The organism is Flagellimonas flava, from assembly GCF_050617915.1.
GTDB classification, from domain to species: Bacteria; Bacteroidota; Bacteroidia; order Flavobacteriales; family Flavobacteriaceae; genus Flagellimonas; species Flagellimonas flava_A.
In genome coordinates this window covers 592,369-612,574 of sequence record NZ_JBODQE010000002.1, presented here as the reverse complement: position 1 = coordinate 612,574, position 20,206 = coordinate 592,369, and the positions used below count along the sequence as shown (strand labels likewise).

18 protein-coding genes are annotated in these 20,206 nt (G+C 42.3%); 7 read left to right on the top strand and 11 right to left on the bottom strand.

Going from position 1 to position 20,206, the window contains the following annotated elements; translation table 11 throughout:
• Positions 1-98: 98 nt before the first annotated feature.
• Positions 99-2,549, bottom strand: coding sequence for a M14 family metallopeptidase (locus ACRHOZ_RS08505; protein ID WP_431124602.1), 2,451 nt, complete (start codon positions 2,547-2,549; stop codon positions 99-101).
• A 146-nt stretch (positions 2,550-2,695) separates the two neighbouring features.
• Here ACRHOZ_RS08505 and bshC point away from each other — a divergent pair, with 146 nt between their 5' ends.
• Positions 2,696-4,297: a bacillithiol biosynthesis cysteine-adding enzyme BshC gene (gene bshC, locus ACRHOZ_RS08500; protein ID WP_431124599.1), complete on the top strand. Its 1,602-nt coding sequence runs from the start codon at positions 2,696-2,698 to the stop codon at positions 4,295-4,297.
• Between the two features lie 251 nt (positions 4,298-4,548).
• Here the strand turns inward: bshC and ACRHOZ_RS08495 are convergent, their stop codons facing one another.
• From ACRHOZ_RS08495 to pgmB, 3 genes are all read right to left on the bottom strand, one after another.
• Positions 4,549-6,507, bottom strand: coding sequence for a thiol-activated cytolysin family protein (locus ACRHOZ_RS08495; protein ID WP_431124597.1), 1,959 nt, complete (start codon positions 6,505-6,507; stop codon positions 4,549-4,551).
• A 227-nt stretch (positions 6,508-6,734) separates the two neighbouring features.
• Positions 6,735-8,612: a tetratricopeptide repeat protein gene (locus ACRHOZ_RS08490; protein ID WP_431124595.1), complete on the bottom strand. Its 1,878-nt coding sequence runs from the start codon at positions 8,610-8,612 to the stop codon at positions 6,735-6,737.
• Between the two features lie 61 nt (positions 8,613-8,673).
• Complete coding sequence (pgmB, locus tag ACRHOZ_RS08485) at positions 8,674-9,336, bottom strand: beta-phosphoglucomutase (RefSeq protein ID WP_431124592.1); 663 nt, start codon at positions 9,334-9,336, stop codon at positions 8,674-8,676.
• Between the two features lie 234 nt (positions 9,337-9,570).
• Between pgmB and guaA the strand changes: the two genes are divergently transcribed.
• Genes guaA through ACRHOZ_RS08465 form a run of 4 tightly spaced genes read left to right on the top strand, consistent with a single transcriptional unit; the run spans position 9,571 to position 14,144 of the window.
• The gene (gene guaA, locus ACRHOZ_RS08480; protein WP_431124590.1) at positions 9,571-11,103 is read left to right on the top strand and encodes a glutamine-hydrolyzing GMP synthase; all 1,533 of its coding nucleotides are present in this window, start codon (positions 9,571-9,573) and stop codon (positions 11,101-11,103) included.
• Entirely contained in the window at positions 11,100-13,244 is a 2,145-nt protein-coding gene (locus ACRHOZ_RS08475) for a LysM peptidoglycan-binding domain-containing protein (protein ID WP_431124588.1), read from the top strand. The genes guaA and ACRHOZ_RS08475 overlap by 4 nt, the downstream gene beginning before the upstream one ends.
• Positions 13,222-13,626 (top strand): OsmC family protein, encoded by a 405-nt coding sequence (locus ACRHOZ_RS08470; protein ID WP_431124586.1) that lies wholly within the window; start codon positions 13,222-13,224, stop codon positions 13,624-13,626. The genes ACRHOZ_RS08475 and ACRHOZ_RS08470 overlap by 23 nt, the downstream gene beginning before the upstream one ends.
• Positions 13,614-14,144, top strand: a complete 531-nt coding sequence (locus tag ACRHOZ_RS08465) for a DUF922 domain-containing protein (protein ID WP_431124584.1) — start codon at positions 13,614-13,616, stop codon at positions 14,142-14,144. Before ACRHOZ_RS08470 ends, ACRHOZ_RS08465 begins: the two co-directional genes overlap by 13 nt.
• A 12-nt stretch (positions 14,145-14,156) precedes the next feature.
• Here ACRHOZ_RS08465 and ACRHOZ_RS08460 read toward each other — a convergent pair whose 3' ends face one another.
• From ACRHOZ_RS08460 to ACRHOZ_RS08430, 7 genes are all read right to left on the bottom strand, one after another.
• Entirely contained in the window at positions 14,157-14,633 is a 477-nt protein-coding gene (locus ACRHOZ_RS08460) for a nuclear transport factor 2 family protein (RefSeq protein ID WP_431124582.1), read from the bottom strand.
• 4 nt (positions 14,634-14,637) lie between these two features.
• Complete coding sequence (locus ACRHOZ_RS08455) at positions 14,638-14,979, bottom strand: hypothetical protein (protein ID WP_431124580.1); 342 nt, start codon at positions 14,977-14,979, stop codon at positions 14,638-14,640.
• Positions 14,980-15,074: 95 nt separating this feature from the next.
• The gene (locus ACRHOZ_RS08450) at positions 15,075-15,362 is read right to left on the bottom strand and encodes a hypothetical protein (protein WP_431124578.1); all 288 of its coding nucleotides are present in this window, start codon (positions 15,360-15,362) and stop codon (positions 15,075-15,077) included.
• A gap of 59 nt (positions 15,363-15,421) precedes the next feature.
• A complete protein-coding gene (locus ACRHOZ_RS08445; protein ID WP_431124575.1) occupies positions 15,422-15,832 on the bottom strand; it encodes a MarR family winged helix-turn-helix transcriptional regulator in 411 nt (136 codons plus the stop codon).
• A gap of 59 nt (positions 15,833-15,891) precedes the next feature.
• The gene (locus ACRHOZ_RS08440; RefSeq protein WP_431124573.1) at positions 15,892-16,710 is read right to left on the bottom strand and encodes a cyclase family protein; all 819 of its coding nucleotides are present in this window, start codon (positions 16,708-16,710) and stop codon (positions 15,892-15,894) included.
• A gap of 24 nt (positions 16,711-16,734) precedes the next feature.
• Positions 16,735-17,280, bottom strand: coding sequence for a 3-keto-disaccharide hydrolase (locus ACRHOZ_RS08435; RefSeq protein ID WP_431124570.1), 546 nt, complete (start codon positions 17,278-17,280; stop codon positions 16,735-16,737).
• A 67-nt stretch (positions 17,281-17,347) separates the two neighbouring features.
• A complete protein-coding gene (locus tag ACRHOZ_RS08430) occupies positions 17,348-18,211 on the bottom strand; it encodes a hydroxypyruvate isomerase family protein (protein ID WP_431124568.1) in 864 nt (287 codons plus the stop codon).
• A 44-nt stretch (positions 18,212-18,255) separates the two neighbouring features.
• Here ACRHOZ_RS08430 and ACRHOZ_RS08425 point away from each other — a divergent pair, with 44 nt between their 5' ends.
• Positions 18,256-18,492: a DUF3820 family protein gene (locus ACRHOZ_RS08425; RefSeq protein ID WP_431124565.1), complete on the top strand. Its 237-nt coding sequence runs from the start codon at positions 18,256-18,258 to the stop codon at positions 18,490-18,492.
• Positions 18,493-18,547: 55 nt separating this feature from the next.
• Positions 18,548-20,182: a CTP synthase gene (locus tag ACRHOZ_RS08420; RefSeq protein WP_431124562.1), complete on the top strand. Its 1,635-nt coding sequence runs from the start codon at positions 18,548-18,550 to the stop codon at positions 20,180-20,182.
• The last annotated feature ends 24 nt before the right edge of the window (positions 20,183-20,206 follow it).

Genomic DNA, 20,206 nt, shown 5'->3' with positions numbered 1-20,206 from the left:
TTTATAAATAATCCTAACTATAAAGATACAAATTTTTAAAATGCGAAGCTAGGGCTGGATACCCGTCCCAACCCTTTAAATTTGCCACAGCCTTGTACTTAATCTACCATAAACAAGGCGTTTGCAAAGAACAGTTTTCCATTTTCCCAAAAGCCTCGGAACAACGGATTGTCAACCATGTAAACCACCGCACCTTCACCGCGGTTCTCCACACCAAAAATCAGTGAATTGGCTACTTTTTTGAGTGCTTCACTCCCAGCAAAACCGGACACTTGTTTGGGACTTTCACCTTCTAAATAAGCGGCGTTGCCGTATTTTAAGTAATCATATCCTGCACTTCCAAGTTTTAGGGTAAAGTATTCCGTTCCATAGCCATAGGCCAAAGGATGCGAATTATCCACTCTTGCTTTAAAGATGGCTCCGGTAATGGCATTTTTGATTTGTTCCCGTTGTGCGTTCTTATGGGGTTTTGGTTTATTTTTTGTTGAATCTTTGGCAGCTTCCTTTTTCTTGATGCCGAATCCTTTTTCACCATCAATACCATCAATGGCACCGCCCATGGCAATGAGCTTACCTCCGGCAGACACCCAGTCCTTGAGTTTGGTCAACTGGGCCTCATTAAAATGATTTCCATAACCTCCGCTGGGAAGTATCAGAATATCGTAGTCTTTTAGATCTACCTGATCGGCATATTCGCTATCAATAACCGTAATGGGATACTCCAATTGCTGCTCAAAGAAATGCCAGATTTCTCCAAACCGAAGGGTGGAGGTAGGTTCCCCGGATAAAACCGCGATTTTGGGTTTGGAAATCATTTGAACATAAGCAGAACCAAAATCCTTTCCAGAATCAACATAACCCGTACTGGAGGCCGTCAATTCTTGACTGAATTCCCTGCTAATTTTCGTCAATTGGGAAAAGAAGTCCGCATTATTTTGATTATCGCCCTTAGTGATGATCAAACTCCCCCTTGCAAAGGACTTGCCTTCAACGGAAAATGGATGATCAGCTTTGCGTACGCGAATACCGGCTTTCAGCAATGCAGCCAAGAATTTGGCATCTTTCATGCTGTTCCAATTGGAGATATAGGCGTAGCTATTGGCATCCAAAGCACCTGAGTTTACCGCTGGATTTTGCGCTTGACTGGTAACCAACGAAGTTGAGGCTATACCATTCAAGCCATATGCATATGGCAAAGACCAGGCTGTAATGTCATAGGTAAGTGAATCACTCAGTTTTGCATTCGGCTCAAACAATACCTTGACCAAAGTACCTTTGGACTGGTTTGTGGAGACCACCAAACTGTTTTGGGAAATAGCCATGCTTCCACTGCCACCTGTTTGGTAATTATAGCCCTTAACCGATGAAACTGTTGGACTTCCGTATTTGATTTTATGCTTGGAAAGAAGTTGCTTCAATGCTTCAATTTTATCGGAATCCCCGTTCAATACATAGCTTTTGTATTTGAAGTTTTTATTTTGGTAGAACTTCTTGAATTCTTGGTTCAACCGCTCCGCATTTTGGTGGGAAACCTCAATAGTGGAAAGTCCCGTGGTATGGTGATGGGCAATACGGTCCTTAAGAGTAAGAGTGTCACCAATACCGGTGATTACTCCAAGTCCAGCGTGTCCACTGCCACCTTGCTCATAGGTCATGCCAATAGCGCCATTATAGGTGGGGTAGGTATCTCCATAGCTCGGGTAGAAAAGGTCAAATATTTCCTTGGTAAAATAGAACCAGCCCTCGGCATCAAAATATTTGGCGTGGTTCTTTCCTAAAGTAACTTGAAAATCGCGTTGGAAATCCGTAATCACTTCGTGGTAGGGTTCCGCGGCAGGGGCAAAATAATAGGGCTCATTGACGCCTTGTTCATGAAAATCCACATGCACGTGGGGAAGCCACTCGTTGTACACTTTAATTCTCTGTTGACTCTCCACCTGGGTCAACCAAGCCCAATCCCTGTTGAGGTCAAACATATAGTGGTTGCTTCGCCCGCTCCACCAGCCTTCGTTGTGTTCCTTGCTGTTGGGGTCTAACTGATGGGGCGTGTTTTTATACTGATTGTACCAATTGCTATAACGGTCCCTTCCATCTGGATTGATACAGGGGTCCATAATTACGACAGTGTTATCCAAATAGGAACGTTTGCTGGTAAGGAGCTCATAAATGGTCTGCATGGAGGCTTCCGTACTTACGCTTTCATTTCCGTGAACATTGTAACTCAACCACACAATTGCTGCGGAGCTGTTTCCAGAACCTTCCGTATCCTTTAAATGCTCTTGCCTAATGTTTTCCAGATTGGCCATATTGGTGGCAGAGGATACATAGGCCAATAGCAGCGGGCGTCTTTCATTGGTTTGCCCGTAAGTGGTTAATTTGACCATATCCGGAGCTTGCTCCGCCAAGTATTGGTAGTAATCCACCACTTCGTGGTGACGGGTAAATTCCGTTCCCAATTCATACCCCAAAAACTCAGAAGGGGATTTTAGATTTTGTGCAGTAAGGAAACAGCTTGTAAGGGCCAACAGAGAAAATAAAAATCTTGTCATATGTGCGGATGTTAGTAGAAATCAAATCTAACAATAAATTAGAGAATCACCATTTTTAAAACAATATTGGACCTTATCTAATTAACTTATTTTTAGGATGAGAAAAAAAGAAGAGAAGTATCTTTAGCACTTCATTTTGAACTTTGATGGACGTAGCGTGTATACCTTTTAAGGAAACTGGTTATTTTTCTAGACTTATTTGTGATTATTTGGATCAAAAGGAAGACCTAAAACCTTTTTACAACAGATTCCCCCAAATAGAAAATTTTCAAGACCAGATAAAGGAAAAAGAAGCCAACTTTCCTTCGCACCGTAGAGGCACTTTGGTGGAAGCCGTTGAGGAACAGTATAAGGGACTAAAGGTTTCAGAACTTACGCAAGAGAACATTTCCCTATTAGGTGATACCAAAACCTTTACCGTGGTAACTGGGCACCAGCTGAATCTGTATACGGGTCCACTTTACTTTTTGTACAAAATTGTTTCCACCATCAACCTTACCAAAAAACTTAAGGAGACCTATCCGGATTACAATTTTGTTCCCATCTATTGGATGGCCACGGAAGATCATGATTTTGATGAGATCAACTACTTCAATTTCAAAGGTCAAAAAGTGCAGTGGAACAAGGAGGCTTCAGGCGCGGTTGGCGCGTTGAATACCGAAGGGTTGGAGGCAGTGTTCCAAACTTTTTCCGCCGGTCTTGGAAATTCAACAAGTGCTGAGCATCTTAAAAACTTGTTTCAAACCGCTTATTTGGAGCACAATACGCTTACCGAAGCCACTAGATTTTTGGCCAATGCATTGTTTGGCGAATTCGGTTTGGTTATTGTGGACGGAGATGATTCCAACCTCAAAAAGGAGCTGGTGCCGTATGCCAAACAGGACATCTTTGAGAATATCCCGTTTGATTTGGTTACGACTTCAATCAATGGACTCTCTAAAGTATCAACGGATTATAAGATTCAAGTAAACCCGCGGGAGATTAATTATTTCTATCACAAAGATGGAATTCGTGAGCGGATTGTTGGCAAGGATGGAAATTTTGAGGTGTCCAATACGGATATCAAATTCACAAAGCAAGAGCTTGAAAAGGAACTGGAGCAATTTCCCGAGCGCTTTTCACCCAATGTGATAGCACGCCCCTTGTATCAAGAGGTCGTATTGCCAAATCTGTGTTACATAGGAGGAGGAGGGGAACTGGCTTATTGGTTGGAACTCAAGGCGTATTTTAATGCTTTGGAGGTAACCTTTCCCATGTTATTACTTCGTAATTCGGCCCTAATTATGACCGAAAAACAAAACGGAAAAGTGGAGAAGTTGGGATTGAAGATTCCTGATCTCTTCTTAAAACAGAACAGTTTCATCAACAAGAAAATTAGGGAAATTTCCAATATCGATATTGATTTTTCTCCGCAGAAGAAACATCTAGAGGAACAATTTGAGGCCATGTACAAATTGGTCGAAGAAACAGATAAAAGTTTTATTGGTGCTGTAAAAGCCCAAGAAGTGAAGCAGAAAAAAGGTTTGGATGCCCTTGAAAAAAGATTGCTTCAGGCGCAAAAACGAAAACTCCGAGATCATGTTATCCGCATGACGGATATCCAAAATGCACTTTTTCCAAACCAGTCCTTGCAAGAAAGGCAACTTAACTTTTCCGAGGTATATTTGGAAATTGGGGAGCGCCTAATTCCCAATCTTATGGAGTCTTTAGACCCGCTGGCAGGAAAATTCTTGATTCTAAAGGATTAATTTTATCTATTTTAACCATTTGTATTTCAGTTCATTACGACTGTAAATGGCTTTTTTTAGGTGTTTTTTTCAAAAAAAATCGAAAATAAAGTAGGGTATTTTACCACCTAGTTGTTTTACTAGTGAAAATTGCTATGAAATTTTTTAACAAAATGAGTTGGTAAACTCATATGTTTAGGTTGGTTTTGATTTTATTTTAAAGCCCCGGAGTGGTTCCTGGGGCTTTTTTTTTTCACTATATCAAATCAACCTTAGTCAATGACCCAGGGTCCTTCGAATCTATCTTCACCAATAGTAGCCGACGAGAACCATTCATTAAGCTCATCGCCAGTATCCTCTATGAACAGGAATCGACTACTGCTCCCACCTATTGAAAATTCTGTGGCTGCCCCAACTTTATCAAATAATCGGCCGTTTTTGAAACTCTCAGCATCACCAAACCATTCGTTGGAAGGAGTTAATGGCGACCAAGAACCCGAGCCGCTTGAATCGTATATCTGATAATCATCTCCACTGGTCCCGAAAAAGGCCATTTTTGTGGCACCAACCCGCACCGCGGCACCAATGCCTTCACTTCCTAGAAAGAAATTACCGCTATCTCCGAAAATAGAATTTACTAAAAGCACGCTACCGGCGGCTCCCACGGGACCGGCAGGTAACTGATTGGTTTCCGTGTAATTATTCAAAATATAAATTTGCAAGCTAAAACCATCCCCGCTAAAGATGTAGAGTCGTTCGGCAAGATTGTCCGCAAACTTCACCATGGCTCCAACATTTTCAAGTTCTAGACCACCTAAGGGGCCATTTTCATCGGTAATATCAAATATTTTTCTATCACCATCTTCCAAGATACCAGGAGTGTTTCCGTTATACCAGGCATATTGGGTACCCGCCTTATTAAAGATGACCACATCGCTGTTACCTACATGCCCCATAGCTCCTATGCCATCTTCAAAAAGTTCCACTAGATCGGTATAAGCTCCTGGAGGCAATACTCCTTTTAATTCGCAATTGACCACGTCGTATTCTGTTGCCAGAGATGTGCCCACAATAGTGTCGGGGCGCTCCACACTGCGTACCACATAGGATAAAGGTAGACCCGCCCTAATGTCGGTACTCTCAGCCAACTTGCTGGCTATATCGGAAATGTTGGTCTCTCCCGCAAGCTCAAAAGTTCCGGCGGCATCGCCTCCATAGGCAACAACCTTGATTTTGAGGTCATTGAGTTCTTCCATAGCGCTTACCCCTAATTCGCCTTCCACTTTATTTCTAAAAGCACCATAGGCAACATCCAATTTGGCTTCCATTTCTTGGCGACTGGAAGTGGATTCCACCAGCATATAGAATATTCTTCCATAAGTAACAGAAGAAATAAAGGTAGCAGGATTGTCTGCCTGAATGTAAGCATCCAATTGCTCTGGAGTGGCATTGTCCGAGAAAATGGCATTTAGGCTAGTGGGGAGGTCAAAACTCATGGTGTAATAGCGCTGGGTCAATTTGACCAAGGTGCGATTAAATGTTTTCTCTGTGCTGAAAGACAGGTCGGACGAAACCTTGGTTGTGAAAGTCTGAACATCCAATCCCATTTCAAGGGCCAATTGACTTTCAGATTCAATCTGTAAAATATCCAAAGTGAAGTTGGCGGGTACTACATCCCCGGCTCCGGCAATGATATTGTTCATCGCATTTTGGATGCTGCTTTTAGATACTTGATCTACGGTGAAACTTGATTGAAGATTGCCATTGTTTAAGTCATAAGAAACGGTTCCCCCAGCCCTTTCTACCACAATAGGGGAAGGGGTGGCATTATTCAATGTTTTTCCTTGAAGCAGACTGCCAGGATAAATAACATCCGCACTGGTATTGAACAAAGGAAATGTTCCGTTGCCATCGGTTACACTTACCCGTTTGGTAACACAGACAAATCGCTGCTCTATGTCATCGCCTTCTTCGTCCGTGGTTACATAATCCTCACTTTGAGGCTCAGACTCTGAAAGTTCTGTGGTGGTCCTGCTTTCTGGAAAACTTTCAAACTCGCCTCCCTTGGCCACTACTTGGGCAAATGTTAGATCTGCCCCAGAATCTGGGTCGGGATTGGTGGTTGGGTCTGGGTCAGGTCCCATTTCATCAGTATCCGTGCTACACCCTATGAGCATAATCACCAATAAAGGAACCAAAATTTTTACGATTGACTTTTTTGTTGTTTTCATCACCTATTGTTTTGTGGGTTAAATTTGATTGCAATTTTGTGTGACCTGCCCGGCGAACGGTCTGCAGCCCTTAACCGAGCAAGACCACAAAACTGGTTTGTCAACTTAATGACACGGCAAACCTAAAGCGCTGATTTTGAGCAATGAAAAAACTAAGGTGGACAATTGGTGGACACCTTGAAATTAAAATGGGGACAAAGGGTGGACGGTACTGTAAGCCCCTATATTTAAAGGCTTAGCACAAGGTCTTGTAACGAATCTTCCGTGGTGATGTCCAGCTTTTTGCGAAGTCGGTATCGGGCTTTTTTTATCCCTTCGGGTGAAATATTAAGGATGTTGGCGATCTCTTTTGAGGAAAGATTCATCTTTAAGAGAGCTAGAAGACGTAGCTCATTGGAAGTGACCTGTGGATATTTGGTTTTTACGTTGCTATTGAAATCTTTGTGCACCTCTTCAAAATAACGTGAGAAATTTTCCCAATTGTTGTCGTCCTGCAAATCAAAATTAATGGTCCGGATAAGCTGTTGATACCCTTTATTCGAGGTTTCATTCTCCTTGAGCTCTTGTGCCTTTTGTTTTAGGCTTTCCAGGACCTCGTTCTTTTTGGCCAAGTGCAGGGCATGGGTGGTAAGTTCTTTCTTTTTAAAGGCCAGCTCGGTATCCACTTTCTCCTTTTCGAGTTTGTTACGCTTCAGTTTTTGACGGATGCCATAAAAACCAATTAAAGATAATACCAAAAGCCCCCCTAAAAGCATTTTTTGCAGGGTGCTGATTTCTGCCTGTTGCTCCAAAACAGTTATCTCTTTGTCTTGTAGCGCAATCTGTTGTTCTTTTTTTTCAGTGTCGTAAATGGTTCGGAGTTCCTCTATTTGTTGGGATTTGGTTTTGTCAAAAATGGAATCGTTAACAGATTTGAACATTTCATGATCGGAGAGAGCCAATGTAAAATCCCCCTGTTTTTTATAAACCGTGTACCTTAACTGTAATGATTCCCTTAAATTGTCTTTTGCACCAATCTCGGAAGAAATCCGTATGGCCTGTTCCAAATGATCCAGGGCTACTGAGAAATTGTTGCTGCGTATACTGATTTTGGCAAGCTCTATTAAATCAGCAGCAATATTTTTTTTGTATTCCAGTTTTGAGTGGATTTCCAAGGCCCTTTCCGCAAAATCTTTCGCTTTATTGAGATCCTCAGATTCTCTGAATACGCCCGCCATGGCAATCAAGGCATTTCCTTTTATCTCTTCGTTTCCAATTTCCGTAGCGATTTCCAAACTTTCGTTGAAATACTTCTGGGCATTGGAGAATTGGCCCAGGACCATATAGTTGTCACCTATGTTATTGGCCGAAAAGGCCTTGTATTGCTGATCGTTAAAGTAATCGTAAATGGAGTAGGATTTTTTATAATAAGGGGTTGCTTTTTCATGGTTTCCCAGCAAGGTTTCAATATTGCCCAAGGCCATGAGTGCATCGCCAGCCCTTATCGTGTCCTTGATTTGTTCATAGAACTTTAGCGCTTTGTGGGTTTCCTTAAGTGCGATGTTATAGTTGCCCAGTTCTATATGAATGCTCCCGATTAACTCATACTCGGCTCCAATCAGATTGAAATCCGCATTGTAGGTTGTTTTGATTGAATCCCTGTTTCGGTATAGTTCAATATTCCTGTTGGCATACTCTAATGCCTTTTCATAATTGCCCTGACTCTTCTCGAAGGAGGCCTGAGAGTGATTGATGAACAACAAACCAAGAGTATGGTCTTGCTTCTTGAAAATCTGGTAAGATCGGTCAAAATAATATTTGGCTGAATCAATCTGCCCAGAATTTTTGTAGGAATCTGCAAGATGCAGTTGACCACTTCCAAGCCCTGTTTGATACCCTATTTTTTTCGATAACTCAAATTCCTTCTTTGCAAACTCAAAGGCTTTTTTGGGGTCCTTGAACATCAAATTCTCATAGATGATGCCGTAATAGGCCACTTTTAAAGTGTCATCTGGCATTTTACGAGTTACCTGTATAATGCTGTCAATATTTTTAGGTTGTTGAGCATTAAGGCAGGTTGCCAAAAGTAGGAAGCTGATACAACTGTAATACAGGATTATTTTCATGGTGGGTGGATTACGAACTAAAAATAGGCAATTTTACACCAACCTTTTGAAAAAGAATATGTTAGCTAAATAGCTCTTTAAAATGGGACTTGATTTCGAAAAGAGTGGCCTCGGCCATGGAATCAAACCTTAAATCTGCGTGGCCAACCCTTTCCTTGGGACCTATTCCCACGCTGTAAAAACCACCGGCCTTGGCGGCATCAATTCCACTTTCGGCATCTTCAAAAACGATACATTCATCCGGCTGAAGCTTCATTTTTTCAGAACCATATAGGAAGATGTCGGGTTCAGGCTTACTTTTTGATACACTATTTCCATCCCCAATCACATCAAAATACATATTGGCATTGAGCTGTTGCAATACCTTGATGGCATTCTTGCTTGCGCTACCCAATGCCACGTTAAAGCCTTCGGTTCTTAAATGAGTCAATAACTCCTTGGCTCCGGGAAGATAATCTTCGGATGTCATTTCATCCAAGCTGGCTACATATATATCATTTTTCTTTGTGGCCAGTTCAGCAAGGGTTTCCTCATTCAAAGAAGCTTGGTTATGGTCCAGAATCACTTTTATGGAGTCCATTCTTGAGATACCCCGTAGTTTATCGTTTATCTCGTAATCAAAGTCCCAGCCCATTTCATCGGCTAGGTTTTTCCATGCCTTATAGTGCAGCTCTGCGGTGTCAGTGATAACCCCATCCAGGTCAAAGATGAATCCCTTAATCATAGTTTGGCGTGTTTAGGACAGCAAAGAAATGATGAAAAATGTAAAGAAAAAAACGAATTGACGTTATATTTAAGTGCGATATTTCGCAATAAAATAGAAGTTGAGGATACCCTTGAAGCTCTCCAAATCAACAAAAAATAAGGGCAAGCGTTATTAAATAACTCTTTTGAAAACTTATAAAAAATATCCCCGAAAAGATACTTTTCCAACTCCGGCAAATTGCTATTTTTGCCCATGCAAAACAACGTACTTATCCTAGACTTTGGCTCCCAGTACACCCAGTTGATTGCAAGAAGGGTCCGTGAGCTGAACATTTACTCAGAAATAAAACCTTTTAATAACCCACCTGAAGATTTATCGGCTTACAAAGCCGTTATCCTTTCAGGATCTCCCTATTCCGTTAGAAGTGAAGATGCCCCGCATCCGGATCTTACGGAAATCAAGGGAAAAATCCCATTATTGGGGATTTGTTATGGAGCACAATATCTCTCCCATTTCAACGGAGGTAGCGTGGCTCCGTCAGCGACCAGGGAATATGGTCGCGCCAATCTGTCTACTGTAAAAGAGGGTGAAACCTTTTTGGAAGGCCTGGAAATAGGAAGCCAAGTATGGATGAGCCATAGCGATACCATCAAGGAACTTCCCACTGGGGCAGTGCGTTTGGCCAGTACCCATGATGTTGAAAATGCGGCCTTTCGCATTGAAGGCGAACAAACCTTTGGTATTCAATTTCACCCAGAAGTTTATCATACCAAGGATGGAAAGCAGCTACTGGAGAATTTCCTGATAAAGATTGCCGGTTTAAAGCAGGATTGGACACCGGATGCCTTTATAGAGACCACAGTGGCTGAGCTTAAGGAAAAAATAGGGGATGAGAAGGTAATTTTAGGACTTTCAGGTGGAGTGGATTCCAGCGTGGCGGCCATGTTGTTGCACAAGGCCATTGGTAAGCACCTGCACTGCATCTTTGTAAACAATGGATTGCTGCGGAAAAATGAGTTTGAAAGTGTTTTGGACCAGTATCAACACATGGGGCTCAATGTTAAGGGCGTGGATGCTTCGGCACGTTTTTTGGAAGCCTTGAAAGGAGAATCCGAACCGGAGAAGAAAAGAAAGATCATCGGAAGAGTCTTTATTGAAGTTTTTGATGATGAAGCCCATAAGGTGGAAAATGCAAAGTGGTTGGCCCAAGGAACCATCTATCCCGATCGGATAGAGTCCGTTTCGGCAAGCGGCGGGCCATCGGCCACCATTAAAAGTCACCACAATGTTGGTGGACTTCCGGACTATATGAAATTGAAAATTGTGGAACCATTGCATTTGCTATTTAAGGATGAGGTCCGAAGAGTAGGTAAGAATTTGGGGATGGATCCTGCAATTTTGGGAAGACACCCATTTCCAGGCCCAGGTTTGGGAATTCGGATTTTGGGTGACATTACTGCCGAAAAGGTGTCCATATTACAGGAAGTCGATGCTATTTTTATCGATGGACTCAAAAAATGGGGACTTTATGACAAGGTTTGGCAGGCCGGAGCCATGCTTTTGCCCGTAAATAGTGTGGGGGTTATGGGAGATGAACGCACTTATGAAAAATGCGTTACGCTCAGAGCAGTGGAAAGCACGGACGGAATGACGGCAGATTGGGTGAATTTGCCCTACGAATTTTTACAAAAGACCTCCAATGATATAATAAATAAGGTGAAGGGCGTTAATAGAGTAGTGTATGACATAAGCTCCAAGCCTCCAGCAACAATAGAATGGGAATGAAAAAACATCTTGTATTATTGGGTTTTGTGGCGTTTTTCTTGGCCACAGCGCAGCTTTCTGCGCAAAAGTTTACAACACATGCCGTAAAGGAGGGAGAGACCCTACAGAGCATTTCCCAAAAATACAGGGTTACGCCCTATACCATTATCCAATCCAATAAAGAGATAAAATCCGCTGCAGACGTAAAGGTCAATACCCTTTTGGTCATTCCATTGGATGGCAGTGTCATCACTCCCAAAACCGAGCCCAAAGAGGAAAAGGTTGCGGAGGAGCGCAAACCCAAAAGTTTTATTAGGCATAGGGTAAGGAAACGCGAAACTCTATTTGGACTTACCCAACGCTACGAAATAACGGAGGAGCAGTTGAAGCGCCATAATAGGCAGTTGTATGCAGAACCTTTAAAAAAGGGCATGATTTTGCAAATTCCTGTCTATCCAGAACTTACGGAAGAAGAGGAAAGAGCCCTGGATTTTGAGACTTACACGGTACAACCCAAGGAAACCCGCTGGAGTATTGCACATAAGTATGGTATCTCCGTGGATAGCTTGGCAAAGCTTAACCCTGAATTGGACGGTACTTCCGATTATTTGGCGATTGGGCAGGAACTTACCCTACCAAGGCCCAAAGGGGATAGCTTGGAACAAGAAATAAATCTTTTTACTTCGTTTACTGTACCTCCCAAACAGACGCTGTATAGCCTAGGAAAGGAATATGGGATTCCTTCGGATTCCATTGTGAAGCTTAATCCCGAAATCATGGAGCGAGGAGGCTTGAAAGAGGGAATGGTGCTGCGTTTGCCCAAAAAGAAAAATACTTCTGGGGAAGTCAACACGGACAATTTTATTTTTTACGAAGTAAAACCCAAGCAAAACATTTTTAGGCTCACCCAAAACTTGAAAATCTCAAGGGACACTCTTTTTGCCTTGAACCCTACTTTGGAAAATGGGCTTAAAGCAGGAATGGTGCTAAAGTTGCCCAAAGCAAATTCCAGGGAATTGGTGGTTAAAAATGCCTTGGTCATTGACAAAATCAACTTGGCTGACAGTATCAATTTGGAAAACAGGCCCAAATTGGTATTTATGTTGCCCTTTAGATTGGATCGTATCAACTTGAACGATCGCACGAAAACTTCCAACCAAATAAAAACCCGCAGGGATTTGGAGCTTAGTCTCGGTTTTTACTCTGGGGCCTTGGTGGCCTTGGATTCCATTAAAAAAATGGGCGTTTCGGTAGAAGTGGATACCTACGACACCGAGTTGAGCCAAGCTAAAGTAAAGGAGATTCTTTTCCGCGAAAGTATTTGGGATGTGAGTGCAATAATTGGCCCGGTATCAACCAAGGCTTTGGATGAAGTTGCCGTGCAAGCGGCAAGCAAGAACATTCCAGTAATCTCTCCAACGGCCTCGGATAGCGAACTGAGCCATGGAAATGTGTATTACTCGGTACCCAAGGATGAGGTGCTAAGAAAAAAGATGTTGGATTATCTGGCCAAGGTACATACCGACCAAAATGTCGTTATCATTGCAGATTCCACACATCAAGTTGCGTACGACTCCATTTTGTCCAAGTTTCCGGCAGCACAGATTGCCAAGGTCATAGACAACAAATCCCTTCATTTGGATGAGTTTTTGATTCAATTGTCCGAGGAGAAGGAAAATTGGGTTTTCTTGGAAACCGATCAGGCCAATATGGTATCCAGTGTAAGTTCCATATTGAACTCGGCCAATACAGAGGAGGTTTCCGTGCGAATGTTCACCACCAATTTCAACAGTGCCTTTGAGAATGACGCAGTCTCTGTCTCGCATTTGTCCAACCTAAAATTTGCATACCCAAGTTTTTACAGAAAGGCGGGCAATGATTCCTTTACCAGGGCCTATAGACAAAAATATGGGGGGTTGCAGCCCGACAGATATGCAGTGAGAGGCTTTGATGTCACTTTTGATCTTTTGTTGAAGCTGGCCCATAAGAACAATCTATTCGAAACCTCCAAAATAGTTGGGTTGACCGAATACACTGGAAACAGTTTCAACTACTTCAATGAATATGCATCAGGGTTCTACAACAGGGCGGCTTATCTGATGGAATACGATAGTTTACAAATCAAGGAAATACAACTGGATGACCTCAAAAGTAACTTATAAGGGCGAACTACGAACCACTTGTCTGCACCTTAGATCAAACAATGAATTTGTTACCGATGCCCCTGTGGACAATAATGGTTTGGGACAGGCTTTTTCCCCTACGGATACGGTGGCAACAGGGTTGGCCAGTTGCATGTTGACTATGATGGGGATTAAGGCCCGTGATTTGGAAGTGGATTTGGCCGGTTCCACCGCTGAAGTAACCAAGCATATGGCGGCAAACCCCAGACGTATCAGTAAGATTGAGGTGAAAATGGAATTTCCTGCCCATGTTTCCGATAAACATCGGAAAATTCTTGAAAATACGGCGAACACCTGCCCTGTACACTACAGTTTACACCCTGACATTGAAAAGATAATTGAATTTAATTGGGTAAAATAAATACCATAATATGCTTACTTCTTTTTGGTTTTTTGGGTTGGGGCCAGGAAATTGAGGAAGGAGTGTTATGGGATGCCAATAAGCGTTTATCCTGGTCGGATTTTAAAGGGAAAGTACCTCCAGCAGCCGAACCCGCAGCTACCACAGCCAGTGGCATCAGTTATCGCTACTCCGCAAACCTGATTCACCATGAGGTAAAGTTGGATTTTGAAGTAAATGCCTATTTCTATCCCAATGAATCGTGGTACAAACCAGAGGTTTGCGACGAGCTTATCCTAAGTCATGAACAACTCCATTTTGACATTGCTGAGCTCTTCGCCAGAAAAATGCGTAACAAATTACGACGAACCTCCTTTTCGGATAATGTAAAACAGGAAATCCGGGATATTTATCAGGATATTTTACAGGAGCTTCAGGATTTTCAGGATCAATACGATTGGGAAACCGGATATTCCAGAAATGCAAAAAAACAGTTGGAGTGGAACCGTAAAATTGCCAAAGCACTAAGCGAGGAATAGCTTCCTATCAATTCACTTGATTTTCCCATCGTGGAATCCCGCTCGTTTCCAATTGCCATTTTCATTTACCCATAAATGCGTAACCCTATACTGATTTTCTATGGTGTCTTGGGAAATTCTATTGGTGACCAATACCCTCCCGGTAACTATCGTAAAATCCCTGTAGTGGACGAATCCCAGGTCATCCATTTCATAATGCAGCACTTCCAACTCCCCTGAAGTTAGGCGTTCGTTTCTTTTTTCCAAGTAGCCCAACCAGTTTGATTTGTGAATCGCTTGGGAGGTTCCATTGGTGTGCACATAAGAATCGGTTATCATGGAATCCAGGGTTTGGATATCTCCATGTTGGAAGGCAGTGTTGAATTTTTGCAAAGCCACCAAGAGTTTTTCTTTGGATGCCTCGGAGGTTTCCTCGGATTTTGGTTTGGGCGAACAGTTTAGGAAGAGACCAAGGGCTAATACAAATAGTATGCTTTTGAAGGAGTTCATGGTTTTATAATTGTTCAAATATATTGGTACCTCTTGCTCCCGTTCTGGATTTCCATTCAAAATGCTCCGTCAGACGCAGTTTACCTTCTGCAGTGACCGAAAGTTGTGCTTTGGAAATCCCATTATCCAATATACCATCTGTTTGAAGCTGGCAGTAGCTGAAGTTGAGAATTTCCTTTTCCAGAACACCAATTAGAAACCCCTTGGCAACCTTTCCGCCAGAGTATGCGGCTTGCACTTGATTGTTCTGTTGCGAAAAGGCAAAGATGGTTTCATGGTTCACTACACCATTTGGAGCGGTTTGCACCACATTCATTTGAACATTATCCAAATCAAAAGAATCCATTGGACTGTATTTTTTGGGATGGTTATGGAACTTGCTTTATTCCACAACCATCCGTTAAAAATATTTGATTTATGGACAACTATCAAAACTAATTCTCAGTTCAGCAGCGTAGCCAAAGGGGTTAGGGCTCCAACCGGAATCAAGTCAAAATCGAGAATCCCTTCTTCTACCAATGGAAGTTGTTCCAAAATGGACCTAGCTTCATCCAAGGAAGCTGTTTCCATGAAGAATATTACACCAGGTCGGTCCTTTCTAAAATAAAAACTACGGATTTTCTCATCGAGATAGAGCTTAACGGTCGCTGCCAGCTCTTCGGGCAGGTGCTGATTCAATTCTGATTCGCTAACTGCTCTTTTCATTTTGTCAATAGCTAAAATTTGCATAAAAAAAGATTTAATGATTAATAAATTAAAATGTATATACAACATGAATAATAAAATTTTTAGATATTGTTAATTTTGGATTCAAATTGCTGGAAACCCTTAAGGTCATACCAACTAAGTACGGCATGGATTTCATCCATGGCGGCTTCCCAAACCGGACGTAGTTGCTCCACCCTCGTTTTTCCTTCCTTGGTGAGATTTAGTTTGGGTCGGTTGGAAGCCCCTGATTTGCTAACATATCCAGAGTTCACCAATCTGACGAGGTTTCTACTGAGCGAGGACCTTTCCAAGGTCAGAAGCTGTGCAATTTGATTTTGCTCTATAGTACCAGTCTTATATAGCGCCATCATAATACTTAACTGGTTTTCGGTAATGTCGGAATTTCCAAGATGTTTTCTATAGATTCCATCCAGCTTTCTGGATAAACTCCTCACCCGAGAACCCAAACAAGATTCGAATGTATAATTCATTTTACGTTGTATATACATCACAAATGTAGTGATTTGTAATTTATCACCAAAAAAACTTTTTAAGGTAGTAGGGCAACAATCCTGAGAGGAGCCCCACTGCCACCTTGTATCTTCATGGGAAGGGCTACAATTTCAAAACCTTTTGCGGGTAGTTGATCTAGGTTGGTCAGATTTTCAAAGGCTGGGATATTTTCTCCCAACAGAATCACGTGACTTTTGAAGTATTGGGATTGTCCATAATCTATGCTCGGCGTATCAATTCCGATGGAACTGATATTCCGATTTTGTACAAGCCATTCTGCTGCTTCTGGAGAGAGTCCAGGAAAATGAAGCAATTTAATGGCATGCTCCCCACGTTCATTGGTGCCAAGGTACTCGACTTTGTTGGGGTAATATTGGGAAAAACCGGTTTGCAACAGGACAATACTTCCATCTGGAATGGTAATTCCCTGTTGGCGCTCCCAATCTTTTAAATCTTCCACGGAAATCAAATAGTCGGGATTATTCAATGCGTTGGATGAAACATCAATTTTGATCGCATCCCCAATGAGCTTGTCCAATGGTATTTGATCCACCGTCTTGCCGCTTTCTGAAAAATGGATTGGGGCATCAATATGGGTGCCGCCATGTTCGGCGGTACTGAAGTTATAGGCGGAATAGTAGTAGCCCTTTTCTGTTTGACCTTCAAAAACGGTATCCATTTCAAATTCCTTGGCGGTAACCCAATAAACCGTTTCGTCGGAGTAAGCATGGGAAAGATCAATAATTGCCTTTTCTGCAGATTGCTGTTGCGCATGCAAGTCAGGTTCAGATTTTGGTCGTTCGTTGCAGGATACCAGAATCCATAGAATCAAAAGATATGTATTATAGCTTTTCATAGCTGACATTTTGGGTCAAGGATGTCAATCCAGACTTTCCACAGTGACATTCCTAAATTTAATCTTTCCCTTTCCAGCTGCTTGAAGGCCTATAAATCCTTCAACCAGGCTATCATCGCGCAGATCCACGGTTAATGTATCGTTGACCCAAACCTGTACGCGATCGTCTTGGTTTTTGATTTTGTAAGTGTTCCATTGGTTCAAGGTAGTCACTTTGGCCAGTGGTACGGCTTTAGTCACTACTGCACCGGTTCTAAAATCCTGGTTGGGATGTAAATCCCAGATATTGATTTCATGACAATCAGCTGCGTCAATGTTGTGCTCCTTGCACCTCAGAAATACTCCTGAATTGATGGTGCTATCTGGATAAAATTCCAACTCCAAACTGAAATCCTTATAAGAATTATTGGTCATAACAAACCCAGACCCCTCCGCACTGGTTCCAACTAGTTCGCCTTTATCAAAGGACCATGTGGCATCACCCTTTTCAAACCAATCGTTCACATTTTCATTGAATAGCTGCTCCTTGCGATTACAGGAAAACAAAAGGAAGGATACTATAACTAGCAAAAAATATGGCTGTTTTTTCATTTAATGATGGGTGTATTTGGTTGGTTGTTATAAGGTTGTAGGGTCATTACACATCGCACCGTAGAAATCCATCCTTGAGCGCTTCAATTTTATCACTCCAGGTGGGGATGAACTCTTGGGCCACATAACCTGTATATCCCGTGTCCAAAATAGCCTTCATGATAGCCGGGTAATACAGTTCTTGTGAATCATCAATTTCATGTCTTCCCGGAACCCCAGCGGTATGGTAATGTCCAAAATACGGGTGGTAGTTCTGAATGCTCCTTATGATATCACCTTCCTGTATCTGCATATGGTAAATATCATACAACAATTTAAAATTGTCACTTCCCAAGTGCTTGCATAGCTCTACCCCCCAAAGCGAACTATCGCACATATAATCTGGATGGTTTACCTGGTTGAATAGTTCCATTTGAATGATGACCCCATGTTTTTCTGCCAAAGGAATAATCTGCGAAAGTCCATCCACGCAATTATGTAATCCCACATAATCGTTCATGCCATTTCGGTTTCCACTGAAACATATAAGATTCGTGTAACCGGCCTCAGCAACTTTCGGAATCATTTCCGTGTAATTCTTAATGAGCACTTCATGGTTTTTGGGGTCGTTCCAACCCTCTTCCAAACTAATTTCTGCTCCATTGCACATGGAACAGTGGATATCATATTTTTTTAGAAGGTGCCAGTCCTTTGGGCCTATTAAATCAATGGCCTTAATGCCCAATCCATTCAAAGTCTTCAGAAAATCCTCCAGGGGAATATCGCCAAAACACCATTGGCAAACACTGTGGTTAATATTGTTTTTTAGTTTGAAGTCTTTGGTGGTTTCCATGTTTTGTGCGTTAACTTTGGTTGTTGCAATACCCGCAGCTCCTACAGCCGTGGTTGCAATAAAATTTCTTCTCTTCATGATGGATGGATTATTGTGGTTAAGATAGTACTTTAGAGATTGATATGGAAATAAGCCCAGACAAACAAAAGCTGTTGGAACTGGCCCATTACAAAATGCCATTTGGCAAGTATAAAGAGCGATATTTAATCGATTTGCCTTTGGCTTATTTGGTGTGGTTCAGGCAGAAAGGCTTTCCAAACGGGAAATTGGGAGAGTACCTTAGCACCACTTTGGATATCAAGGAAAATGGTTTGGAACCCATCATTCGGAAAATCCAAAAAGAATTTCCGGTCGATTGAGTTAGTTTTCTACTAGCAATTCGTACCTTTACACCCCGTAATAGAGTATCCAAATATGTCACAGACAAAGTACATTTTCGTTACGGGAGGGGTAACTTCATCCTTGGGAAAAGGAATTATTGCCGCATCATTGGCCAAACTACTACAGGCCAGAGGTTACCGAACCACCATCCAGAAATTGGACCCCTATATCAATGTTGATCCAGGTACCTTAAATCCGTATGAACACGGGGAATGTTACGTGACCGATGATGGTGCGGAGACCGATTTGGATTTAGGCCATTACGAACGCTTTTTGAACGTTAAGACCTCACAGGCCAACAATGTGACCACAGGTAGAATTTACCAAAGTGTTATTGAAAAGGAACGTAAAGGGGAATTTTTGGGCAAAACGGTTCAGGTGGTCCCGCATATTACCAATGAAATCAAGGAACGTATCCAAATCCTTGGGAAAAGCGGTGATTATGATATTGTAATTACGGAGATAGGTGGAACTGTTGGTGATATTGAGTCACTACCTTATATAGAAGCTGTTAGGCAGTTGCTTTGGGAGCTTGGGGAAAACAACGGGATTGTAGTCCATTTGACGTTGGTGCCCTTCTTGTCGGCTGCTGGAGAGTTGAAGACCAAACCTACCCAGCACTCAGTTAAAACTTTGATGGAAAGTGGTATCAAGGCTGATATCCTGGTCTGCCGAACCGAACATCACATTTCAGATGATATTAAAAGAAAACTGGCTCTTTTTTGCAATGTGAAACAAGAAGCCGTGATTCAATCCATAGATGCGTCCACCATTTATGACGTACCCATGCTGATGCAGGAAGAGGGACTGGACAAAGTGGCCCTTGAGAAATTGGCCCTGCCCAATGATGTGGAACCCGAATTGGGCCAATGGGAACAGTTTCTGCAAAGACACAAAAACCCTAAGCATCAGGTGACCATTGGACTGATAGGGAAATATGTTGAACTTCAAGACTCCTATAAATCCATTCTCGAATCCTTTATCCATGCCGGGGCGGCCAATGAGGTCAAGGTGGTGGTCCGTTCCATACATTCAGAATATTTGTCCGCAACTAATGTGGATAAGAAATTAATGGGACTCGATGGGATTTTGGTAGCTCCAGGTTTTGGTGAAAGAGGAATTGAGGGCAAGATCAAAGCTGTCCAATATGCCCGTGAAAACGACATACCCTTCATGGGCATTTGTTTGGGGATGCAAATGGCGGTTATAGAATTTGCCAGAAATGTATTGGGTTATACCGAAGCCAATTCTACCGAGATGAACCCGGAGTCGCCAGACCCTGTCATCAACTTAATGGAAGAACAGAAAAAGGTGACCAATATGGGAGGTACCATGCGATTGGGAGCTTGGGATTGCGATTTGCAAGAAGGTAGCTTGGTACACGAAGTTTATGGAGAAACCGAAATAGCTGAACGACACCGACATCGATTTGAATTCAACAACGATTACAAAAGTCGGTTGGAGGAGGCTGGATTGAAAGCCACCGGTTTTAACCCAAAGACCGGGTTGGTTGAGGTGATTGAAATTCCGGCACATCCGTGGTTTATTGGAGTGCAGTACCACCCTGAATACAAAAGTACCGTAGCCAATCCCCATCCATTGTTTGTTGGATTTGTAAAGGCGGTTTTGGCGCAAAAACAGCAACAAACTAATGCCAGTTTGGCATAAACTGCGGTTTTGGACATATATTTG

Coding starts and splice junctions, on each gene's coding strand:
- ACRHOZ_RS08505 (WP_431124602.1), bottom strand. CDS start 2,549: ATGACAAGATTTTTATTTTCTCTGTTGGCCCTTACAAGCTGTTTCCTT.
- bshC (WP_431124599.1), top strand. CDS start 2,696: ATGGACGTAGCGTGTATACCTTTTAAGGAAACTGGTTATTTTTCTAGA.
- ACRHOZ_RS08495 (WP_431124597.1), bottom strand. CDS start 6,507: ATGAAAACAACAAAAAAGTCAATCGTAAAAATTTTGGTTCCTTTATTG.
- ACRHOZ_RS08490 (WP_431124595.1), bottom strand. CDS start 8,612: ATGAAAATAATCCTGTATTACAGTTGTATCAGCTTCCTACTTTTGGCA.
- pgmB (WP_431124592.1), bottom strand. CDS start 9,336: ATGATTAAGGGATTCATCTTTGACCTGGATGGGGTTATCACTGACACC.
- guaA (WP_431124590.1), top strand. CDS start 9,571: ATGCAAAACAACGTACTTATCCTAGACTTTGGCTCCCAGTACACCCAG.
- ACRHOZ_RS08475 (WP_431124588.1), top strand. CDS start 11,100: ATGAAAAAACATCTTGTATTATTGGGTTTTGTGGCGTTTTTCTTGGCC.
- ACRHOZ_RS08470 (WP_431124586.1), top strand. CDS start 13,222: ATGACCTCAAAAGTAACTTATAAGGGCGAACTACGAACCACTTGTCTG.
- ACRHOZ_RS08460 (WP_431124582.1), bottom strand. CDS start 14,633: ATGAACTCCTTCAAAAGCATACTATTTGTATTAGCCCTTGGTCTCTTC.
- ACRHOZ_RS08455 (WP_431124580.1), bottom strand. CDS start 14,979: ATGGATTCTTTTGATTTGGATAATGTTCAAATGAATGTGGTGCAAACC.
- ACRHOZ_RS08450 (WP_431124578.1), bottom strand. CDS start 15,362: ATGCAAATTTTAGCTATTGACAAAATGAAAAGAGCAGTTAGCGAATCA.
- ACRHOZ_RS08445 (WP_431124575.1), bottom strand. CDS start 15,832: ATGAATTATACATTCGAATCTTGTTTGGGTTCTCGGGTGAGGAGTTTA.
- ACRHOZ_RS08440 (WP_431124573.1), bottom strand. CDS start 16,710: ATGAAAAGCTATAATACATATCTTTTGATTCTATGGATTCTGGTATCC.
- ACRHOZ_RS08430 (WP_431124568.1), bottom strand. CDS start 18,211: ATGAAGAGAAGAAATTTTATTGCAACCACGGCTGTAGGAGCTGCGGGT.
- ACRHOZ_RS08425 (WP_431124565.1), top strand. CDS start 18,256: ATGGAAATAAGCCCAGACAAACAAAAGCTGTTGGAACTGGCCCATTAC.
- ACRHOZ_RS08420 (WP_431124562.1), top strand. CDS start 18,548: ATGTCACAGACAAAGTACATTTTCGTTACGGGAGGGGTAACTTCATCC.